General features: G+C 47.9%; 16 protein-coding genes. 5 read left to right on the plus strand and 11 right to left on the minus strand.

The genetic code is table 11. The features are described from left to right. Positions 1-38: 38 nt before the first annotated feature. The 5 genes from TRQ7_RS03430 to TRQ7_RS03450 are packed head-to-tail and all read right to left on the minus strand — an operon-like array spanning position 39 to position 6,291. Positions 39-1,292, minus strand: a complete 1,254-nt coding sequence (locus tag TRQ7_RS03430; RefSeq protein WP_041844038.1) for a sugar ABC transporter substrate-binding protein — start codon at positions 1,290-1,292, stop codon at positions 39-41. 32 nt (positions 1,293-1,324) lie between these two features. Next, a complete protein-coding gene (locus tag TRQ7_RS03435; RefSeq protein WP_041844039.1) occupies positions 1,325-3,190 on the minus strand; it encodes a beta-L-arabinofuranosidase domain-containing protein in 1,866 nt (621 codons plus the stop codon). A 20-nt stretch (positions 3,191-3,210) separates the two neighbouring features. Next, positions 3,211-4,062, minus strand: a complete 852-nt coding sequence (locus TRQ7_RS03440) for a carbohydrate ABC transporter permease (RefSeq protein ID WP_015918900.1) — start codon at positions 4,060-4,062, stop codon at positions 3,211-3,213. Further along, positions 4,062-4,946 carry a sugar ABC transporter permease gene (locus tag TRQ7_RS03445; RefSeq protein WP_038066605.1) on the minus strand — a complete coding sequence of 295 codons (885 nt, stop codon included), beginning with the start codon at positions 4,944-4,946 and terminating at the stop codon, positions 4,062-4,064. The genes TRQ7_RS03440 and TRQ7_RS03445 overlap by 1 nt, the downstream gene beginning before the upstream one ends. A gap of 34 nt (positions 4,947-4,980) precedes the next feature. Further along, the gene (locus tag TRQ7_RS03450) at positions 4,981-6,291 is read right to left on the minus strand and encodes a sugar ABC transporter substrate-binding protein (protein ID WP_041844040.1); all 1,311 of its coding nucleotides are present in this window, start codon (positions 6,289-6,291) and stop codon (positions 4,981-4,983) included. A gap of 193 nt (positions 6,292-6,484) precedes the next feature. On the opposite strand from TRQ7_RS03450, the gene araA reads away from it, so the two are divergent. Further along, positions 6,485-7,975 (plus strand): L-arabinose isomerase, encoded by a 1,491-nt coding sequence (gene araA, locus TRQ7_RS03455; RefSeq protein ID WP_041844041.1) that lies wholly within the window; start codon positions 6,485-6,487, stop codon positions 7,973-7,975. 18 nt (positions 7,976-7,993) lie between these two features. Here the strand turns inward: araA and TRQ7_RS03460 are convergent, their stop codons facing one another. From TRQ7_RS03460 to TRQ7_RS03480, 5 genes are all read right to left on the minus strand, one after another. Beyond that, complete coding sequence (locus tag TRQ7_RS03460; RefSeq protein WP_081434632.1) at positions 7,994-9,049, minus strand: GntR family transcriptional regulator; 1,056 nt, start codon at positions 9,047-9,049, stop codon at positions 7,994-7,996. 6 nt (positions 9,050-9,055) lie between these two features. Continuing rightward, positions 9,056-10,270 (minus strand): acetate kinase, encoded by a 1,215-nt coding sequence (gene ackA, locus TRQ7_RS03465; protein WP_041844042.1) that lies wholly within the window; start codon positions 10,268-10,270, stop codon positions 9,056-9,058. 10 nt (positions 10,271-10,280) lie between these two features. Then, a complete protein-coding gene (fba, locus tag TRQ7_RS03470; protein ID WP_041844043.1) occupies positions 10,281-11,222 on the minus strand; it encodes a class II fructose-1,6-bisphosphate aldolase in 942 nt (313 codons plus the stop codon). A gap of 48 nt (positions 11,223-11,270) precedes the next feature. Further along, positions 11,271-13,916, minus strand: coding sequence for a pyruvate, phosphate dikinase (ppdK, locus tag TRQ7_RS03475; protein WP_041844044.1), 2,646 nt, complete (start codon positions 13,914-13,916; stop codon positions 11,271-11,273). A gap of 74 nt (positions 13,917-13,990) precedes the next feature. After that, the gene (locus TRQ7_RS03480) at positions 13,991-15,229 is read right to left on the minus strand and encodes a hypothetical protein (protein WP_038066616.1); all 1,239 of its coding nucleotides are present in this window, start codon (positions 15,227-15,229) and stop codon (positions 13,991-13,993) included. A gap of 65 nt (positions 15,230-15,294) precedes the next feature. Between TRQ7_RS03480 and TRQ7_RS03485 the strand changes: the two genes are divergently transcribed. Genes TRQ7_RS03485 through mnmE form a run of 4 tightly spaced genes read left to right on the plus strand, consistent with a single transcriptional unit; the run spans position 15,295 to position 20,382 of the window. Continuing rightward, entirely contained in the window at positions 15,295-16,140 is an 846-nt protein-coding gene (locus tag TRQ7_RS03485) for a methylenetetrahydrofolate reductase (RefSeq protein WP_041844045.1), read from the plus strand. After that, positions 16,127-16,735 (plus strand): methionine synthase, encoded by a 609-nt coding sequence (locus tag TRQ7_RS03490; RefSeq protein WP_038066621.1) that lies wholly within the window; start codon positions 16,127-16,129, stop codon positions 16,733-16,735. Before TRQ7_RS03485 ends, TRQ7_RS03490 begins: the two co-directional genes overlap by 14 nt. Next, positions 16,719-19,025, plus strand: a complete 2,307-nt coding sequence (locus TRQ7_RS03495) for a homocysteine S-methyltransferase family protein (RefSeq protein ID WP_015918913.1) — start codon at positions 16,719-16,721, stop codon at positions 19,023-19,025. The genes TRQ7_RS03490 and TRQ7_RS03495 overlap by 17 nt, the downstream gene beginning before the upstream one ends. A gap of 4 nt (positions 19,026-19,029) precedes the next feature. After that, a complete protein-coding gene (gene mnmE, locus TRQ7_RS03500) occupies positions 19,030-20,382 on the plus strand; it encodes a tRNA uridine-5-carboxymethylaminomethyl(34) synthesis GTPase MnmE (RefSeq protein ID WP_041844046.1) in 1,353 nt (450 codons plus the stop codon). Positions 20,383-20,406: 24 nt separating this feature from the next. Here mnmE and hup read toward each other — a convergent pair whose 3' ends face one another. Next, positions 20,407-20,679, minus strand: a complete 273-nt coding sequence (hup, locus tag TRQ7_RS03505; RefSeq protein ID WP_015918915.1) for a DNA-binding protein HU — start codon at positions 20,677-20,679, stop codon at positions 20,407-20,409. Between the last annotated feature and the right edge of the window lie 91 nt (positions 20,680-20,770).

Consider the following 20,770-nt stretch of genomic DNA (forward strand, 5'->3'; position numbering starts at 1 on the left):
ATGGTTTTAAATGGGGGCAGGCGCCCCCCATGAAGTTTTCACTGAACCGCTACCCTGTCTTCACCCAAGATGTCTTTTGCTTTTTCTATCGCTCTCTTGATAACATCATCGATGGATATTTGTCCGAGAATGGCTGCGTTGAAATCTTTCACAAGGTCGAAGGTTAAACCGGGTGGTAACAATGTGTATCCCCATTCCGCGAATTCTGCTGTCTTTTCTATGGCATCCCAGTTTCGAGGTCCTTTCGGTCCTTCCATTTTGTAATATCCTTTTTTGAGGATGGAAATGCGAGCAGAAGGATTGTTATAAGCTTTGTTAATCAGTTTTTGTCCTTCTTCGCTCATGCAGAACTCTATGAATTTCCACGCGGCGTCTTTTACCTTACTTTTCGCATTGATGGCGAAGAAACCAGTATGGAGAGTTGAATAGTGCCTTACACCCTTAGGAATAGGGGCTATGTCCCAGTTAAAGTCAGTTATGTCCTTGTAAACTGATGTCATCCAGCTTCCATTGAAAGCCATTGCAGCTTTCCCAGCCATAAAAAGATCAGCAGACACAACACCTGATGTGGAGATTTGAGGTGGTGCTACTACTTTGTACTTATTCGTTAAGTCGTACCACCACTTCAAGAAGTTTCTGGCTCCCTCTCTAATAGCAAATCTTCCTTGTTCATCCACTATCTTGTCCCCAAACGTTCCTATTAAGGAGTACCATAGACCCTGGAAACTCAGTGCGTCACATCCGTACTGAACAACTTTCCCATTTTCAACGATTGTCAGCTTCTTTGCAGCTTCTTCGAAGTCCTTCCAGGTCCAGTTTTCATTTGGATATGGTATACCTGCTTTATCGAACAAATCCTTGTTGTAGTACATTATCTCAGTTGCAAAACACCAGGGTAAACCGTAAAGATGTCCTTGCAGCTCCATTAACTGTTTAACTGCCGGGATGAAATCATCCAAACTCAACTCTTTGCTCTGTTTAACGTACTCATCAAGAGGAACTATCCATCCCGCTCTGGCAAAATCTGCAAGGTCTGCCTCCCACAGACAAAGAACATCAGGGGCATTTCCTGCAAGTGCCATGGTTCTGAGTTTTTGAGAATATTCAGCTTCAGGTATTTGTATGAACTCTACCTTGATGTTGGGATACTTTTCCTCAAAAGCCTTCACATAATTGTACGGATCTGGTGGCAAAGCATTCCAGTGAGCGTAGCGAATGACTATGGTGTTGTCTGCCAATCCCATCAAAACAAGTCCTACCAAAAGAGCCACAAACACAACTAACTTTCTCATAAGCTAACACCCCCTCCAGCAGTATTGTTGTTTTAAACTTTCCTCAACCACACTACCATAGCACCGGGCTGTCTGTTCGCCCACATGTGGTAGGGAACAAGGGTGAATTTCGCCACCTTTTCTTTAGGTTCAGATATCTTTCTGTACAGCGCTCCTTCCCAGTCGGAAGTGACAAGTGCCTTCCCCGTTCCCCTGAGAAACACAGCATCTCTGTCGAGTATCTTTGCTCTTTCTTCTTCCAGATCCTCTGAGCCCACCCCAAGCGTCCACACGTGAAAGTTCGGATTGTCCACCTGCTCAGCACAGTAGATAACTGGCCCTCTCTTCACCGCCACTTTCCCCAAATTGTCCCTCACGAACGGATGAGATTCTACGAGTTCTACCCTCATAGGAAGTGAAAGTTCTATTCTATGGCTTCCCCTCCAGTTTCGATTCAGTTTCACATAACCGTTCTGTGGCTCAAGATCGAGAGTTTCTCCATCCACTCTGATAGAGAAATCATCTGCCCAGGTGGGAATTCTAAGATAAATGGAGAAAGGCTCTTCGATCTCAGTCTCGATCGAAAGAACTATCTCACCACTCCAGGGATAATCCGTTTCCTGCTCTATCTTCACAGTTGATCCTTTGAATGACACCTTTGCTGTGCTTTTTTCGTACAGATGGACCTGCACTCCATCGCCTGATGTGGTGTACATGTACCCAGGGAAAGATGCAATGAATCTTGCAAGGTTTGGAGGACAGCATGCACAGTCGAACCACTTCTGTCTTCTTGTTCTTCCGAAATCCTCCAGTGGATTGAAATAGAAATAATGTTTCCCATCGAGGGATATTCCTGAGAGAAGGCCGTTGTAGAGAACCTGTTCCATCACATCTGCAAATTTTCCATCGCCTGTTGCAAGAAGCATCCTGAAGTTCCACATGAAATTCGCTATGCTGGCGCAGGATTCGGCGTAGGACCTTCTGTTTGGAAGCTCATACTCTTCGCCGAAGGATTCCCAGTCGTGTCTTGAACCAGCACCTCCTGTGATGTACATCTTCCTCGTTACGAAATTCTCCCAGAGTCTGTTGAGAGCCTGCCAGATCTTCTCGTCACCCGTCTCAAGATAAAGATCGGTGGCACCAGCACAAAGATAGAGTGCCCTCACAGCGTGTCCTGTGATCTCTTCCAGTTCCACAAATGGTTTATGATCGATGAAATATTCTGGCCCAGGATTTCTTGGTACACTGGCGAGCCCTTTTCCACGTGCGTAGATGAAGTATTTTGCAAGATCCAGATATTTCTTCTCTCCCGTCTCTCTGTAGAGTTCAACGAGTGCCATTTCCACTTCGGGGTGTCCTGGTGCTCCTTCCTTCTTTCCAGGTCCAAAGGTGTTGTAGATGTGATCCGCAAACCTCTTTGCCACGTTGAAGAGTGTGTCTTTACCGGTTACCCTTCTGTGGGCAACGGCAGACTGAATCAGGTGTCCTGCGTTGTAGAGCTCGTGGTTCCATGCAAGGTTCGTCCAGCGCTCCTTTTTCCTTTCTCCAGAAAGGTATGTTCCAAGATAGCCGTCTTCATCCTGTGCTGCTTTCACCTCTTCTATCACGCTGTCAAGGATCTTTTCCAGATCCGGCAGATCTCTGTTTGCCAGAGCAAAAGAAACCGCTTCGGACCATTTGTAAACATCTGTATCATCGAAAGGAAAGAAAGTTTTGTAAGAACCTTCCATCTTTCCGGAAGCGATCCTGAAGTTGTCCAGTCTTCCTGTGCTTTCCAGAAGATCGTATTGAGTGGGAAGGGTGACGTTGACAAGAGTTTCGAAGTACTTCCCCATGAACCCTTTCACCTTTACAGAACCAACAGGTACTGTTTTGAGCTTCGCATAAGGACTTCTGGAAACGTTGACGATCCTGGACATGAACAAACCTCCTTTGCCTTTTATCCCTTCACCGCACCGAAGGTGAGTCCTCTGATGAGATATCTCTGGGCGATGAGGGCGAAAACCACAACTGGAAGCATGGTGACGATACCCGCGGCCGATAGAGGTCCCCATGCAACCCTCCAGCCCGTGATGTACCTTCCAAGGAAGATGGGAAGCGTCTGTGCCCGGGCGTCGTTGGTCAACACGAGAGCAAGAAGGAACTCTCCCCAACTCTGAATGAGCGAAAGAACAGCGACCGCTGCGAGCCCCGGGGCACTGAGGGGAAGAACCACGTAGAAGAAAGCCTGAAACGGTGTTGCTCCATCGACGTAGGCTGCTTCGTCTATCTCTCTTGGAATCTCCCTGAAGAAGCTTATGAGAAGCCACACACCAAGGGGTACCACTATAACAAGATGGGAAAGTATGAGTGCCCACCAGGTGTTTATGAGCCTCAGCTTTGTGAATATCACGTACAGCGGAACGGCAGAGACGATGGGTGGAAGCATCCTGATGGAAATGATCCACTCCGCAAGGAACGGTCCTCCAACCCTGTACCGGGCGATAGCGTAAGCAGCAAGGGCACTGATCACCGTTCCTATGAGAGCCACAGAAACGCCAACAACGATGCTGTTCCTAAGGTACGGAAAGATGTTCTCAATAGAGCCCGTCGTACCACCGAAGACTTCTGTTTCTTTTGCTCCAAAGAAGTTGGAAAGGGTGGGTCTTGTCGGAAAGAACTTTGGTGGCATGGTGAACCACTCGTTCGAAGGCTTGAAAGCCGTGATAACAAGCCAGTACACGGGAAACAGAAAGAATATCAGACAAACAGCAACAAGGATGTATCTTACAACTTTAAAGATTTTCCTCATCATTCTTCACCCCCGAATCCCAGCTGCTGCCTCATCCTCACAAGTCTGAAAACCACGTTCACAAGGACTATGGCCACGATCAAAAGCAACACGCTCAGCGCTGACGCATAGCCGATGTTCCATCCAAACGAGATTCCAACTTTGTATATGTAAAAGCTGTAGGTGTGGGTTGCAGAACCCGGGCCACCCCATGTTGTCATGAAGACAATATCGAAGGTCTTCAGACAGTCGATGATCCTCAAAACAAGAGCAACAAGAATCAAAGGCCTTAGAAGGGGAAACTCCACGTGAAGAAACACCTTTCCCCAGTCGGCACCATCCACGCGGGCCGCATCGATGAGATCCTGAGGGATGGACTGAAGGCCTGCATAGATCATGAGGAAGATGAAAGGAGTCCACTGCCAGATGTCTATTATTATGATTCCAAGTTGCGCGTAGAACGGATCACCAAGCCACGAGATCTTGGGAACACCAAAGAGCGATAAAAACCAGTTCACTGGACCAAAAGCGAAATTGTAAAGCATCTTCCAGGCAACACCAGAAACGGCAGGTGGAATCATCATGGGAATGAGAAGAGAGGACCTGATGATCTTTTCTCCCCTAACTCCTCTTATCAGGAAGGCTATGAGAACACCGAGGACAAGTTCCACAGGAACTGCTATCGAGAGAAGTTTTATGGTGAACTTCATGGATTCTATAGCGGTTGAGTCTTTGAAAATCTGGAAGTAATTTGAAAGACCTATGAAGTGTGTTTCGGCACTTCTGGACAGGTCGTAGTCTCTGAAGGAGGCCCAGATCATGAAGCCAAAGGGATATATCGTCATCGCAAGAAAGAGTGCAAGGACAGGAAGGACCATCAACCAGGGAACGACTCTTCGCTTCATATGGAAAGGGGGCAGACGCCCCCTCTTCACCTCCTTATTTGCCGAGAATCTCTTCCCACTTCTTTGCAAGATCGTTCAGCGTTTCCATGGAGAGTGGAAGTTCTCCAGAGAGGATCTTGGAGAAGGTCTCAACGGTGATGTCTTCGAGTCTTGGTTCTTCCGGAATCCTTGGTCTGTGAGTCTGCGTGACGTACGTCACCTCAAGGGCTGGTACCCTGGGATCAGCAGCCCTCACTTCTGGATCTTTGAGCGTCGAGATTCTGGCTGGTGCGACGGCAAATTTCAGGAACTTGTTCTTGTCAGCCCATTTGCTGGTGGCAAAGACGATGAATTTGAACGCCGCTATCTTCTTCTCTTCGGGTATGAATTTGTTGATACCGAGGGCCCACTGACCGCTCACGGAACGACCCGGCATGGGAATGATGCCAACTTTGTCTTCACCGAGTGTGCTCTTGAAGATCAGATACGGTCCTGTCCATTGAGGAACCATGGCAACGAGTCCCTGGTTGAAATATTCGATCGTTTCACCGTAGTCGGATCCGAGAGGATCCGGACTGTACGGCATGAGTTTCTTCATCATCTCGAGTGCCTTCAGTCCCTCTTCACTGTTGAAAGCAGGTTTATGGTCGGCGGTGAAGTACTCTCCGTACTCAAGATCGGCGGTTCCGTGTCTCATGATACCAAGAGGTGCGTTCCTGTATTCTCCAAAGAACAACAGGTACATGTAGAAGAGTGTGTGGGTTCTCGGGAACATGAGGGCGATTCCGTATTCAGTTGGAGAGTTCTTGTTGTATTTCTTGGTGAAAAATTCGGCTATGTCCACAACTTCCTCCCAGGTTGTCGGCAGTGTGAGTTCTCTACCGTACTTTTCCTTGAAGGCCTGTCTGATCTTTGGATCTTCGAACAAATCCTTTCTGTAGTAGAAGAGCATCGTGTTGTTGTAGAACGGAAGACCTACGAGTCTTCCCTGCCACTTCCCGGATTCTTCAAGAACCTGCGGTATGAAGTCGTCCAGGTCATAATCTTCTGGAACAAGCTCTGGATGTTGTTTCATGAATTCTCCGAGATCGACCAGACCAAAAGAGACGGCTCCCGTTGTCATCACGTCGTAGGTGAACGCATCAAATGAACCTGCCTGGGATCTCAGATCCTGAAGCAGTTTTGGATACAACACTTCCCACGAAAGTGGAACGATCTCTACCTGGATATCCGTGTTTTTCTTCATGAACTCCTGTGCAAGCCACTTCAATGCATCTGCGTTGTCCGGAGAACAGAGAACTGAAATCTTGACCGAGAAGATGAAAGATGCGACAACGAGTAAGACCACCAGGAAAAGTTTTTTCATGGAAATCCCCCCCACTCAAAAATGGTTGATATCGGTACGTACCAGTTGAAGTATATCACATCTGTCAATAAAGAATCACCCTACAGTCAATTTGTTAACATTCACTTCCCTAGTGTTGTGTTAGGATACGTATAAAGGTACGTACTTTTGTGTTATACTATGAAGATGAACACATCGGAAGGGAGGTTGGAGAATGATCGATCTCAAACAGTATGAGTTCTGGTTTCTTGTCGGCAGCCAGTATCTCTACGGTCTGGAGACGTTGAAGAAGGTAGAGCAGCAGGCAAGCAGGATAGTTGAGGCACTGAACAATGATCCCATTTTTCCCTCAAAGATCGTTCTGAAACCCGTTCTGAAAAATTCCGCCGAGATCAGAGAGATCTTCGAAAAGGCAAATGCAGAACCAAAATGCGCCGGTGTCATCGTGTGGATGCACACGTTCTCACCTTCGAAGATGTGGATAAGAGGCCTCTCCATTAATAAAAAACCCCTGCTTCACCTCCACACCCAGTACAACAGGGAGATCCCGTGGGACACGATCGATATGGACTACATGAACCTGAACCAATCCGCCCACGGTGACAGGGAACACGGATTCATTCACGCGAGGATGAGACTCCCAAGAAAGGTCGTTGTGGGACACTGGGAAGACAGAGAAGTCAGGGAAAAGATCGCAAAATGGATGAGAGTGGCCTGCGCGATACAGGATGGAAGAACGGGTCAGATCGTAAGATTCGGTGACAACATGAGAGAGGTTGCCAGCACCGAAGGAGACAAGGTAGAGGCACAGATAAAACTCGGCTGGTCCATAAACACCTGGGGTGTTGGGGAGCTCGCCGAAAGGGTGAAAGCAGTCCCAGAAAACGAAGTAGAAGAACTGTTGAAGGAGTACAGGGAAAAGTACATCATGCCAGAGGACGAATACAGCCTCAAAGCGATCAGAGAACAGGCGAAGATGGAGATTGCACTGAGAGAGTTTCTGAAAGAGAAGAATGCCATCGCCTTCACCACCACCTTCGAGGATCTTCACGATCTTCCCCAGCTTCCCGGTCTTGCAGTCCAGAGGCTCATGGAGGAAGGGTATGGATTTGGAGCGGAAGGAGACTGGAAGGCAGCCGGGCTTGTGAGGGCTTTGAAGGTCATGGGAGCTGGTCTTCCCGGTGGTACATCCTTCATGGAGGACTACACCTACCATCTCACACCGGGAAACGAACTCGTGCTGGGAGCGCACATGCTAGAGGTGTGCCCCACGATCGCTAAGGAAAAGCCAAGAATAGAGGTGCATCCTCTCAGCATCGGTGGAAAAGCAGATCCTGCACGCCTTGTTTTCGATGGACAAGAAGGTCCCGCTGTCAACGCCTCCATCGTTGACATGGGAAACAGGTTCAGGCTGGTAGTGAACAGAGTGTTGTCTGTTCCCATTGAAAGGAAGATGTCCAAACTTCCAACGGCAAGAGTTTTGTGGAAGCCGCTTCCTGATTTCAAGAGGGCGACGACTGCGTGGATTCTCGCTGGAGGATCCCACCACACTGCCTTCTCAACAGCGGTGGATGTGGAGTACCTCATCGACTGGGCGGAGGCTTTGGAGATAGAGTATCTTGTCATCGATGAAAATCTGGATCTGGAGAACTTCAAAAAGGAACTGAGATGGAACGAACTCTACTGGGGACTTTTAAAAAGATGAACGAGGGGCGAAAGCCCCTCATTTTTTTGGATACGTGACGGATTCTCTCATGATGAGCCTTGGCTTGAAAACGTACTTTTCAGGTTTTTCGCCATCGATCATTTTCAAAAGGATTTCAACAGCCTTTTTTCCAACTTCCTCTTTTGGATGCTCGAACGTGGTCAGGATTTCTCTGATGTCACCTATGGGAGCATCGTCGAATCCTATGACAGAGACATCGTCCGGTATCTTCAGTCCCATTCTCCTGGCTGCAAGAAAGAACTGCAAAGCCGTTGCGTCGTTGTAGCAGAAAACGGCTGTGGGACGCTGATCCTTGGGAAGTGAAAGAAGCTCGAATGCACTCTGCATAACAACACCGGTGAACTCGGAAACGTGGAAGGATTTTTCATGGATCTTTTCAAAACCGAGTTCTCGTCCTCGCTTTAAAAACGCCTGAGCTCTGACAACACTGGGAAGGTGTATGGTTTTGTAGAGGACTGCCACGTTTCTGTGGCCGTATTGATAAAAGATCTCTGCGGCCTTTTCTCCACCGTACCAGTCGTCCAGAACGACACTTCCCGCACCTTCTATATCCCAGTTGGTGTGGACAAGAACCACCTTCGTTCCCTTCCGTACAATGTCTTCTATGAGATCTCTGTTGGAACGCCTGGTGGCACTGCACACAGGATCTATAATGAGACCATCCACACCGATTTCAAGCCACTCGTTTATGATCTGCCTCTCTTTGTGCGGATCCTCGGATGCGTTTCCAAGAAGCATCTTGTAACCATTGGTGAAAAGAACCTCTTCAGCGCCAAGCGTTATGTACGGAAATATGTAACTCGTGATCTGCTGAACGAGGATTCCAACGACTTTGTTTCTCCTTTCGATGTTCACGAACGTTCCAAGCCCTGGCTTTCTGATGACCAGGTTCTTCACGACCAGTCTTTCGAGGGCCTTTCTCACCGTCTCCCGACTGGCGTTGAACTTTTCCATCAGTTCCTTTTCCGTCGGAAGTTTGTCTCCGTGTTTGTACTTTCCCGATTTTATCTCTTCGATCAAGAACTTCTCTATGATTCTGTACTTTGGAAGAATACAGGATCACCTCTTTCCGAGCCTTTCAACTATTTCTTTCGTATCCCTTGCGATCATGAGTTCTTCGTTCGTGGGAACAACCAGAACCTTCACACGAGAATCTGGTGTTGAGATTATTCCCTCTTTTCCCCTTATGGTCTCCTCGTTCTTTTGTTTGTCGAGTTTCACTCCGAGGAACTCCAGATAGGAACAGACATCTCCCCTTGTTATTGGGGAATTTTCTCCAACACCGGCCGTGAAGACTATGGCATCGACTCCGTTCATCGCTGCAGCGTACGCACCAATGTACTTGGCGATCCTGTAGTGGTAGATGTCGAGGATGAGCTTGCACCACTCGTCTCCCTTCAGAGCGGCTTCTTCAATATCTCTCATGTCAGAACTGAAACCCTTCGAAAGACCGTAGACACCGCTCTTTTTGTTCAGTATATCGTACATCTCCTGGGGAGAGATTCCCTCTTTCTCCATGATGAAGAAAGGAATGGCTGGATCCAAATCACCAGATCTTGTACCCATGACGAGCCCTTCAAGAGGAGTGAATCCCATGGAAGTGTCGATGCACTTTCCATGTTTCACAGCTGCTATGGAGGCTCCGTTTCCTATGTGACAGGTGATGATCTTGAGTTCTTCCAGTTTTTTCCCGAGGATCTCTGCTGCCCTTTTTGAGACGTACCTGTGGCTTGTTCCGTGAAAACCGTAGCGTCTGACCCTGTACTTCTCATAGTACTCATAGGGAATAGCGTAAAGATAGGCCTTTTGAGGGATCGTCTGGTGAAACGCTGTGTCGAAGACTGCAACGTTGGGAACTCCAGGAAGAAGTTTCATGGCTGCCTTTATTCCCATGAGGTTTGCCGGGTTGTGAAGCGGAGCAAGCGGGGAGACCTCCTCGATTGCTTTGATCACTTCTTCGTTTACAAACACGGATTCTTTGAACTTCTCACCACCGTGGACCACCCTGTGTCCAACGGCATCTATCTCTTTGAGATCTTTTATAACACCGAGTTTTTCATCAACCAGGGTGTTCAGAACGAGTTTCAACGCTTCTTCGTGATCGGGAAGGTCTTTTTCTATTACGTGCTTTTCTTCGTTTACCCTGTGAACGAGCCTGCTGCCTTCCAGTCCAATTCTTTCGGCGATACCCTTACAGAGGACCCTTTCGTCCTCCATCTCGATGAGCTGGTATTTTATCGAAGAACTTCCAGAGTTTATCACGAGTACTTTCATTTCTTTCACCTCACGCCTTTCCGCTGGATCCGAAGATTCTGATTCTTTCTTTGACTATCTCTTTCACGTGTTCGAACACGGGTTTGAAGATCTTCCTTGGGTCTATCTGCGACTTGTCTTCGGAGAGTACCTTCCTCAAATAAGCAACAAAGGTGATTCTCAAATCGGTGTCCGTGTTGATCTTGTTGATTCCAAGTTCTATGGCCTTTCTCAACATGTCCTCGGGTACACCTTTTGCTCCGGAAAGTTCTGCTCCGTACTCGTTTGCCAGTTTTACAACATCCTGAGGAACCATGGATGCCCCATGGAGGACAAGAGGAATCTGGGTGTACTCTTTCACTTTCTTGAGTCGTTCAAAGTCAAGTTGCGCTTCTCCCTTGAACTTGAACGCTCCGTGGCTCGTTCCAATGGCGGGAGCAAGGAAGTCCACTTCTGTTTCTTTCACAAAGATCTTTGCCTCTTCGGGATCGACGAGGACGGATTCCTTCTCCACAACGTTGTCTTCTATTCCCTTGAGTTTTCCAAGTTCTGCTTCCACACTGATACCAACGGCATGAGCGATCTCCACAATTTTTTTGGTTTCTCTGAGATTTTCTTCAAACGGCAGGTGAGACGCGTCTATCATCACCGAAGAATAACCGGCCTTTATGGCGGTCATGATTATTCTGAAGTCTCTTCCATGGTCCAGATGGAGAGCCACGGGAACAGAGAGTTTCTCCGCGTAGGTTCTGACCATCTCAACGGCGAGTTTTGCACCGGTTTCTATGTCACCCTTTCCTATGTACTTTATCGCACCTTCGGATGTGGCAACTATGACAGGGGCTTTTTCTTCCTCCGCTGCCTCAAGGATCGCCTGAAGGAATTCCATGTTGTTGAAGTTGAACGCACCAACGGCATAACCTTCCCTGCTGGCCTTATCCAGTATCTCTTTCGTATTCTTCACGTAGGGCATTATCGCACCTCCTTCAAGGTAAAGGCCGGGACAAGCCCGGCCCAATTGTTACTGTTTATTCTTCAGAGCCGCCTGGGCTGCTGCAAGTCTGGCAACGGGTACCCTGTAAGGAGAACAGGAAACGTAATCAAGACCCACTCTGTCGAAGAACAGGATCGATCTTGGATCTCCTCCGTGCTCTCCACAGACTCCGACTTTGAGGTCCGGTCTTGTGCTTCTTCCTTTCTCCGTTCCCATCCTCACCAGTTCTCCCACACCATCGTAATCGAGAGATTTGAACGGATCGTGTTCGAGGATGCCCTTTTCAAGGTACTCCGGCAAGAACTTTCCAACGTCGTCTCGGCTGAATCCGAAGGTCATCTGCGTGAGGTCGTTCGTTCCAAAGCTGAAGAATTCAGCCTCTTCTGCGATCTGATGTGCGGTGACAGCAGCTCTTGGAACTTCGATCATGGTTCCTATCTTGTAGGTGAGATCGACTCCTGCCTCTTTGATCAGCGCATCGGCTGTTTCTTTGATGATCTTCTTCAAGTACCTGATCTCGTTGACGTGTCCCACAAGAGGAATCATGATCTCGGGTATGACATCTATTCCTTCCTCTTTCTTGAGTTCGATGGCCGCTCCGATGATCGCTTTAGTCTGCATCACAGCGATTTCAGGGTACGTGATGGTGAGCCTACATCCTCTGTGTCCAAGCATTGGGTTGAGTTCTCTGAGATTCTCTACGACGTTCTTGAGTTCTTCGAAGGAAACTCCCATCTGTTCTGCGACCTCTCTGATCTGCTCGTCCTCCTGCGGGAGGAACTCGTGAAGAGGAGGATCTATGAGCCTTATTGTGACCGGAAGGCCTTTCATCACCCTGAAGAGTCCCTTGAAATCCTCCTTCTGAAGTGGCAGAAGTTCGTTCAGGGCCTTTTCTCTTTCTTCCTTTGTCTTGGCAAGGATCATTCTTCTCACTTTGGGTATCCTGTCTTTTTCGAAGAACATGTGTTCTGTTCTGCAAAGACCGATTCCTTCAGCACCGAACTTTCTGGCAACCTCAGCGTCCCTTGGAATGTCTGCGTTGGTTCTCACACCGAGTCTTCTGATTTCGTCAGCCCACTGGAGAAGTTCGGCAACTGGTCCTTCGAGTCCCTGTGGTTTTATGGTCGTCACCTTTCCAAGGAGAACCTCTCCGGTCGTTCCATCGATGGAGATCCATTCTCCTTCTTTCACGGTGACATCTCCGACTTTGAAGTACCCTTCCTCTGGATGAACCTCTATGGATTCTGCTCCGACAACGGCGGGCTTACCCATTCCTCTTGCAACGACGGCAGCGTGAGAGGTCATTCCTCCTCTGGAGGTGAGAATTCCCTGTGCTGCTGCCATTCCACCGACGTCTTCGGGGCTTGTTTCCGGTCTTACAAGGATAACGAGTTCTCCGGCTTTTCCGAGTTCTTCCGCTTTCTTGGCATTGAAGACAACCTTACCAGTTGCGGCTCCCGGTGATGCTGGAAGACCCTTTGCGATGACCTTCGCCTGGGCCTTTTCTTTCGGGTCGAAGACAGGGTGAAGCACCTGCTCAACATCCTCTGGCCTGACTCTCAAAATGGCCTCTTCCTTGGTGATGAGTCCTTCATGGACCATATCAACGGCAATTCTTATAGCAGCCTGAGATGTTCTCTTTCCGCTTCTTGTCTGGAGGATGTAGAGCTTGCCTTTTTCGACTGTGAACTCGATGTCCTGCATGTCTCTGTAGTGCTTTTCAAGTCTGTCCATTATTTCAAGGAGCTGATTGTAGACTTCGGGCATTCTGTTCTTCAGTTCTTCGAGTTTCAACGGAGTCCTTATACCGGCAACGACGTCTTCACCCTGAGCGTTGGGCAGGAACTCTCCGTAGGGTTTCTTTTCTCCTGTGTTCGGATCTCTTGTGAACGCAACACCTGTTCCGGAATCCTCACCCATGTTTCCAAAAACCATTGCGACGATGTTCACGGCCGTTCCGAGAAGATCTCCTTCTTTGATCCCATGGATTTCCCTGTACTTCACTGCTCTTTCGTTCATCCAGCTACCAAACACAGCATCGATGGCGAGCCAGAGCTGTTTCCAGGGATCCTGCGGAAACTCTTTACCCTCTTCCTTGTAGATCTGCTTGTACCTCTCGACGAGTTTTTTGAGATCCTCCGCGTCGAGTTCTGTGTCGAGTTTTACACCCTTTTCCTTCTTGATTTCTTCGAGGGCTTTTTCGAATTTTTCGTGAGGTATCTTGAGAACGACGTCACCGAACATCTGAAGGAATCGTCTGTAAGCGTCGTAAGCGAACCTTTCGTTGTTGGTCAGCTTGGCGAGTCCCTTCACTGTTTCATCGTTCAACCCGAGGTTGAGAACTGTATCCATCATTCCAGGCATCGAAATGGCCGCACCGGATCTGACGGAAACAAGGAGCGGATTGTTGGGGTCACCGAACTTCTTTCCGGTGACCTCTTCGAGTCTTCTCATTGCTTCTTCAACCTGTTCCTTGAGTTCTTCTGGATAGGTTCTTCCGTGATCGTAGTAGTACTTACAAACCTCTGCGGAGATGGTGAAACCGGGGGGAACGGGTATACCAAGGTTGGTCATTTCAGCAAGGTTGGCACCTTTTCCACCGAGGATATCTTTCATGTCTGCCCGGCCTTCTGCTTTACCGTTTGCGAAGAAGTACACGTATTTCTTGGCCATCTTCTGACTCCCTCCTTTTCTCTTCGTAATCCAAGATCTATTATAAGCACAAAAACTCACGATTAACTTCGGTATCATTTCACGTTAACATAGAGAACCATTTTTCCATCATCGTAGAATCCTCTCACAAGTACGTACGCTTCTTCACCCTCTCCAACGAGTGCCTCCATCACAGCTTTCATATCGAGAAAGAGGAAGAATACGTCCTTTTCGCCAGGGTGCTCACCAGGAGTCTTCGGTGTGAACTGTTCACTCTTCAAAACGACCGTGCCGTTTTCTAAAACAAGACGCAGGTTGTTCTGCAGAATGAATTCTTTTCCTCTCTTTTCGTACTGAACGTTGGCTTCTTTCAAGGCCTCTTCGATGGCTTTGGGATCTTTTATCCTGGCCTTTGCCACAAGTTCAAGAGTGGTGGGTGTCGAGCCTGAAATCAGGTCCATGAGCGACGAAGAGATGTTGGCACTGATAAACATGGGAGTGTCCAGTTTCTTCGAAAGATTCTCCATTGCTTTTCCGAGTTTTTCGTCTGGAAGCTGGACGGGGACTTCCACACTTTCACTGGAGAGGCTGATACCTGCGTTGGAAATCAGATCCATCAAACCGTCGTAATTTGCCGTGTTGAATATGAGCGTCAGTTCACCGTACACGTAGTAGTCCTGTGGAATGTTCCTTGGCTGGCCAACTTCTCTCAGGAAATCTCCGGAGATGTCATCATTGGGAATTATTTCTGTCTCTATGGTAAGATGATCCTCAACCGGTTTTTTCCTGCTCACAATCGTGAACGAATAGTCTTTCACATGAACTCTGGCGTAATTGAAGAAATCGAGACTCTTCAACTCCTCAGGAACACTTCCTCCACCCTTCAAAGCAGCGCTCACCGCTTTGCTCGTACCTATGAAAAGATAACCATCCTTTTCCATCGTGACGACGCTTTCTGCTCCAAAAAGATCGGCCAGAAGGGATTTCACACTGTCTTTCAGAGTCTTTGCCTTGCTGGACGGTCCCAGGATAAAACAGTTGTCTTCGTCGTCGAGCTGTACGTAAAGGAGCTCATGGGAGAGAAGATCGTAGAAATCTGAAGGTTCTATGTTTCTGCTGAGAAGCTGGGATTCCAGAACACCCTGAACCATCATCTCCAGGCCAAGAGTTTCTGTGAGGAATCTTCCGGTAGGAAGGTTTTTGAGTTCACCGTAGAAGTCCGAGAGATTTTTCACATATCGAATCGCCTTGAAATCGGTCGGGACATAGTTTAATATTTGTGAAAAAGAAAGGACAGCGATCAACACCGAAATGAAAACGAGCCACTTTCTCATAATGAGGACCTCCTCCTTGTTTTTCTTCCCAACTTCTATGATAACACAGGAAAGGAGGTAGCAAGTTGAGAAAATCTCTTGAATCAGGAAAGTGTGTGGTTCTGGAGGTTCTGACACCGCGAGGGACGAATCTAAAAAAGTTTCTGGATTTCACTGAAAAAGCCTGGGAAACCGGCATCGACGCGTTCACGGTGACGGACATGCCCATGGGCAGGGTGAGAATGGCACCATGGGCGGTCTCTCATCTGCTTGTGGAGAGTGGAAAGGAGGTTCTCATGCATTTCACAAGGAACACCAGAAACATGATAAGGATACAGTCCGACCTTCTGGGGTGTCACGCCCTCGGAATAGAGAATCTTTTGCTCCTCTCTGGAGACGATCCGTCCCACGGGGATTATCCACAGACAACTTCCGTGAACGACGTGGATATACTGGATCTTATACGACTCACAAAACTTTTGAACGAAGGAACAGATCTTGCGGGAAACAGGATGTATGGGAAGACGAATTTCTTCGTTGGAGGTGCGTTGAATCCATTCAGCGAAAAAGATCTGGAGAGGGCAAAGCAAAAAATAGAGGCTGGAGTGGATTTCCTTGTCACACAACCTCTTTTCCAGAAAGATGTAGCACAAAAGATCAAGGAGAAATTGAGCACGAAAATCCTTGTTTCGATAGCATTCTTCGAAAACGCAAAGCAAATGAATCACTTTTCTGGTGTTCCGGGAATAGAAATACCAAAAGAAATAATCGAGTCAGCAGAAAAGGGCGACGAACATGTGAAGGAGAGAAGCTTCGAGGCTGTTCTGAGGTTCGTCGAGGAAACCAGAAACATCGTCGACGGTTTCTACATAGTGGCCGTCGTAAAGGATCTCGAAAAAATAAGGATGGTGGTGGAGGTTGCCAAAGGTTGAACTGAATCCGGAGGAAATAAAGATTCCAGACAACGTGTTGAAAGCAAAACTTGGATTTGGAAAGGCCAGGGAAATTCCGGAGCATTTCAGAGAATACGTGATGAAGGCTTACGAAGAGTTACTCAAGGTTGCAGAACCTGTTGTTCTGTGGAAAGATTTCGAAACAAAGGGATCCCTTTCTTTCAACGACATAGAGATCACGGGTGATCTGGCAAAGAAGCATCTGTCGGGTAGCAAGATCATCACCGTTTTTCTTGCCACGCTGGGAAAAGAGGTGGATAAGAAAATAGAAGAGTGCTTCAAGAAAGGAAACGATCTTCTTGGCTTTTTCATAGACGGTATCGCATCGGAGATGGTGGAGTACGCCCTCAGAAAGGTCGACTCCGATCTGAGAACGAAACGATCTCACCTTGAAGGAAGTTTCAGGATATCACCGGGTTATGGGGATTTGCCACTTTCGCTGAACAAAGAGATAGTAAAACTCTTCAAAGACGAAGTGGATGTGGACGTACTCGAAGATTCCTACGTTCTCGTTCCCAGAAAAACCATCACAGCACTCGTGGGATGGAGGGAAAAGAATGAGGAACAGGCGTGAAGTCGCAAAAATGTTGTCGGAAAAGGTGTTGCTCCTGGATGGGGCGTATGGAACGGAGTTCATGAAACTGGGACACGAAGAACTTCCAGAAGAACTCAACATAAAAGCACCTGAGGTGGTTTTTAAGGTCCACAGGACGTACATAGAAAGTGGCTCCGATGCCGTGTTGACAAACACCTTCGGTGCCACAAAAATGAAACTGAGAAAGCACGGACTGGAGAACGAACTGGATTCTATCGTCAGAAACGCAGTGAGGATCGCAAGAAAAGCCGCCGGTGAAAGACTTGTGTTCGGTGACATCGGTCCAACGGGAGAGCTCCCTTTCCCGCTTGGAAACACCCTGTTCGAAGAGTTCTACGAGAATTTCAAAGAAACAGCCAGGATCATGGTGGAAGAAGGTGTGGACGGCATCATTCTGGAGACGTTCTCCGACATTCTGGAACTGAAAGCGGCGGTTCTCGCGGTGAGGGATGTTTCAAAGGATGTGTTCCTCATAGCGCACATGACGTTCGACGAGAATGGAAGAAGTCTCACGGGGACGGATCCGGTGAACTTTGCCCTCACCTTCGATGAATTGGATGTCGATGCCCTGGGTATAAACTGCTCACTCGGACCGGAGGAGATCCTTCCCATCTTTCAAGAACTGTCTCAGTACACCGACAAGTTCCTCGTCGTAGAACCGAACGCCGGAAAGCCCATTCTGGAAAACGGAAAGACGGTTTACCCCCTGAAACCAGAAGACTTTGCAGTTCACATCGATTCCTACTACGAGGCAGGCGTGAACATCTTTGGTGGCTGCTGTGGCACCACTCCAGAACACATAAAGTTGTTCAGAAAGGTGCTCGGAAGCAGAAAACCACTTCCAAGGAAAAAGAAAAAGATCATCGCCGTTTCTTCCCCGTCTAAACTTGTGACGTTCGACCACTTCGTGGTGATAGGGGAGAGAATAAATCCTGCGGGAAGAAAGAAGCTGTGGAAGAAAATGCAGGAAGGAAACCTGGATGTGGTGGCGAACGAGGCAAAGGATCAGGTGGAAAAAGGTGCAGAGGTTCTCGACGTCAACTTCGGCATAGAATCCCAGGTGGATCCATCTTATGTGGAAAAAGTGGTGCAGTCACTTCCCTATACAGCAAGCGTTCCCCTGTCTCTGGATGTGCAGAGTTTAAACCTTGCAGAAAGATCCCTGAGAGTATACCCCGGAAGACCCCTGTTCAATTCATCAAAAGTCACGGAAAAAGATCTCGAAGAGAAGATAAACATGCTGAAAAAATACGGTGGAGTTCTCATTGTTCTTCTCATGGAAAATGACGTTCCAAAGACCTTCGAAGAGAGAAAGAAAAACTTCGAAAAAGCCTTGAAGATCCTGGAAGAACACCGTTTTCTGGACAGAGTGCTGTTCGATCCGGGAGTTTTGCCCCTTGGAGCAGAGGGAAAGCCCACCGAGGTATTGAAGACCATAGAGTACATCTCGAAGATGGATTTCAAAACGACTGTTGGTCTTTCCAATCTCTCCTTTGGGCTGCCCGACAGGAGTTTTTACAACACGGCTTTTCTCGTTCTTGGAATATCAAAGGGATTGAGTTCAGCCATCATGAACCCGCTCGATGAGAACCTGATGAAGACCCTGGACAGCACGCTCGTGATTCTTGAAAAGAAAGATCTTCCAAAAGCCGAGGTAAGAGAAGACAAACTGGTGGAAGCGATACTTTCAGGAAGAAGAGAGGACGTTGAAAAAGAGGTGGAGAACCTCCTGAAAGAGAAAGATCCTCTCTCGATAATAGAGGAGCACCTGAGACCGGCCATGGAGAAAATCGGTTTGCTTTACGACAAAGGAAAAATATTCCTTCCTCAACTCATTCTTGCTGCTCAGACTGTAAAACCCGTCTTCGACAAACTGGCATCGATGCTTTCATCCGAAAACCAGGGAGAAACCTTCGTCATAGCGACCGTGAAAGGAGACGTACACGACATAGGAAAGAACATCGTGGCGTCCGTTATCAGGAGTAGCGGTTATCGAGTGGTAGACCTGGGAAAAGACGTCGATACCGAAAGAATAGTGGAAGCGGTAGAAAAAGAAAAACCGGTTGCACTGGGACTTTCTGCCATGATGACGACCACCGTGGGAAGGATCAAGGAAGTCGTTGAAAGCCTTAAGAAGAAGGGATTGAAAGTTCCGGTTATAGCAGGTGGCGCATCTTTGAACGAAAAATTGGCGAAAGAACTTGGAGCCGATTATTACGCAAAGAACGCTTCTGAAGCTGTGAAGATATTGAAGTCTCTTGGGAGATGAGAGTATGGACACGATAGTGGCGGTTGCCACGCCACCCGGAAAGGGAGCGATAGCGATTTTGAGATTGAGTGGCCCTGAAAGCTGGGGCATTGTAAGAAAACACTTCAAAACCCGCTCAAACATCGTCCCAAGAAAAGCGATCCATGGCTGGATACGAGAAAACGGAGAAGACATTGATGAAGTGGTAGTGATCTTTTACAGATCTCCAAGGAGTTACACCGGAGAAGACATGGTGGAAGTGATGTGTCATGGTGGGCCATTCGTTGTGAAAAAGCTCCTTGATGTGTTCTTGAGTGCAGGGGCGAGGATGGCAGAGCCAGGTGAGTTCACAAAGAGAGCCTTTCTGAACGGAAAGATGGATCTCACCTCCGCCGAGGCAGTGCGGGATCTTATAGAAGCAAAGAGTGAAGCGAGCCTGAAGCTTTCTCTGAAAAATCTGAAAGGTGGCCTGAGACAATTTGTTGAAACACTGAGGGAAGAACTCATAAACGTCCTCGCGGAGATCAGGGTGGAACTGGACTATCCCGATGATGTGGAGACGGATGTGGAAAGTGTCAAAACAAAGATCGAATCGATTCATGAAAGACTGAAAGAAGAACTGAAAAAAGCGGACGCAGGAATCATGCTGAACAGGGGTCTCAGGATGGTGATAGTGGGAAAGCCTAATGTGGGAAAATCCACTCTTCTGAACAGGCTTTTGAAAGAAGACAGAGCGATCGTCACCGACATACCTGGAACCACAAGGGACGTGATAAGCGAAGAGATCGTGATAAAAGGCATTCTGTTCAGAGTTGTGGATACAGCGGGAGTGAGATCCGAAACGAGAGATCTGGTGGAAAGGCTGGGAATAGAAAGGACTTTTCAGGAGATAGAAAAGGCCGATATCGTTCTCTTCGTGCTCGACGCATCATCACCGCTGGACGACGAGGACCGATTGATTCTCGAGAGAATAAAGCACAAAAGATACCTTGTGGTGATAAACAAGGTGGATATTGTCGAGAGAATAGACGAGGAAGAGCTGAAAAGGAAACTCGGAACCGACAGGCACATAGTTAAGATCTCAGCGCTGAAAGGTGAAGGCCTGGAGAAACTGGAAGAAGCCGTCTACAGGGAAACACAGGAAATATTCGAGAAGGGTTCCAGTTCTCTGATAACGAATCTTCGCCAAAAACAGCTGCTTGAAAACGTGAAAAAATCTCTGGAAAGTGCCATCGAATCTTTGAAGAACAAAACACCTATCGATCTGGTATCCATCGATCTGGAGAGGGCCCTTCATGTTCTCGATGAAGTCACCGGCAGGAGTTTCAGGGAGGACCTTCTGGACGCGATATTCTCCACCTTCTGCGTGGGAAAATAAAGGGGAAGGGATTCCCCTTCCCCATCACTTGACCTTTTCTTTGAGAGCCTTTCCAGGTCTGAACTTCGGAACTTTCCTTTCGGGAATGGTGATGGGTTTCTTGGTCTGCGGGTTCACGCCTTTTCTGGCGGCTGCCTTTCTCACTTCAAAGCTTCCAAATCCAACCAGCTGGACCTTCTCGCCCTTTGCGAGGGCTTCTGTGATCGTTTCGAGAACAGCATCGAGGATCACTTTCACGTCCTTCTTCTTCGCACCCGCTTTCTTCGCCACCCTGTCAACGAGTTCCTTCTTGTTCATGAAACCCCCTCCTTCCTAGGGTTGTGAAGCGATCTCCTCACTGCTTGTAAATATACCATTTTGTACGAGGGGTTTGCAAGTCTCTACACAA

This window comes from Thermotoga sp. RQ7 (assembly GCF_000832145.1).
Taxonomy (GTDB): domain Bacteria; phylum Thermotogota; class Thermotogae; order Thermotogales; family Thermotogaceae; genus Thermotoga; species Thermotoga neapolitana.

Coding starts and splice junctions, on each gene's coding strand:
- TRQ7_RS03430 (WP_041844038.1), bottom strand. CDS start 1,292: ATGAGAAAGTTAGTTGTGTTTGTGGCTCTTTTGGTAGGACTTGTTTTG.
- TRQ7_RS03435 (WP_041844039.1), bottom strand. CDS start 3,190: ATGTCCAGGATCGTCAACGTTTCCAGAAGTCCTTATGCGAAGCTCAAA.
- TRQ7_RS03440 (WP_015918900.1), bottom strand. CDS start 4,062: ATGAGGAAAATCTTTAAAGTTGTAAGATACATCCTTGTTGCTGTTTGT.
- TRQ7_RS03445 (WP_038066605.1), bottom strand. CDS start 4,946: ATGAAGCGAAGAGTCGTTCCCTGGTTGATGGTCCTTCCTGTCCTTGCA.
- TRQ7_RS03450 (WP_041844040.1), bottom strand. CDS start 6,291: ATGAAAAAACTTTTCCTGGTGGTCTTACTCGTTGTCGCATCTTTCATC.
- araA (WP_041844041.1), top strand. CDS start 6,485: ATGATCGATCTCAAACAGTATGAGTTCTGGTTTCTTGTCGGCAGCCAG.
- ackA (WP_041844042.1), bottom strand. CDS start 10,270: ATGAAAGTACTCGTGATAAACTCTGGAAGTTCTTCGATAAAATACCAG.
- fba (WP_041844043.1), bottom strand. CDS start 11,222: ATGCCCTACGTGAAGAATACGAAAGAGATACTGGATAAGGCCAGCAGG.
- ppdK (WP_041844044.1), bottom strand. CDS start 13,916: ATGGCCAAGAAATACGTGTACTTCTTCGCAAACGGTAAAGCAGAAGGC.
- TRQ7_RS03480 (WP_038066616.1), bottom strand. CDS start 15,229: ATGAGAAAGTGGCTCGTTTTCATTTCGGTGTTGATCGCTGTCCTTTCT.
- TRQ7_RS03495 (WP_015918913.1), top strand. CDS start 16,719: ATGAGGAACAGGCGTGAAGTCGCAAAAATGTTGTCGGAAAAGGTGTTG.
- mnmE (WP_041844046.1), top strand. CDS start 19,030: ATGGACACGATAGTGGCGGTTGCCACGCCACCCGGAAAGGGAGCGATA.
- hup (WP_015918915.1), bottom strand. CDS start 20,679: ATGAACAAGAAGGAACTCGTTGACAGGGTGGCGAAGAAAGCGGGTGCG.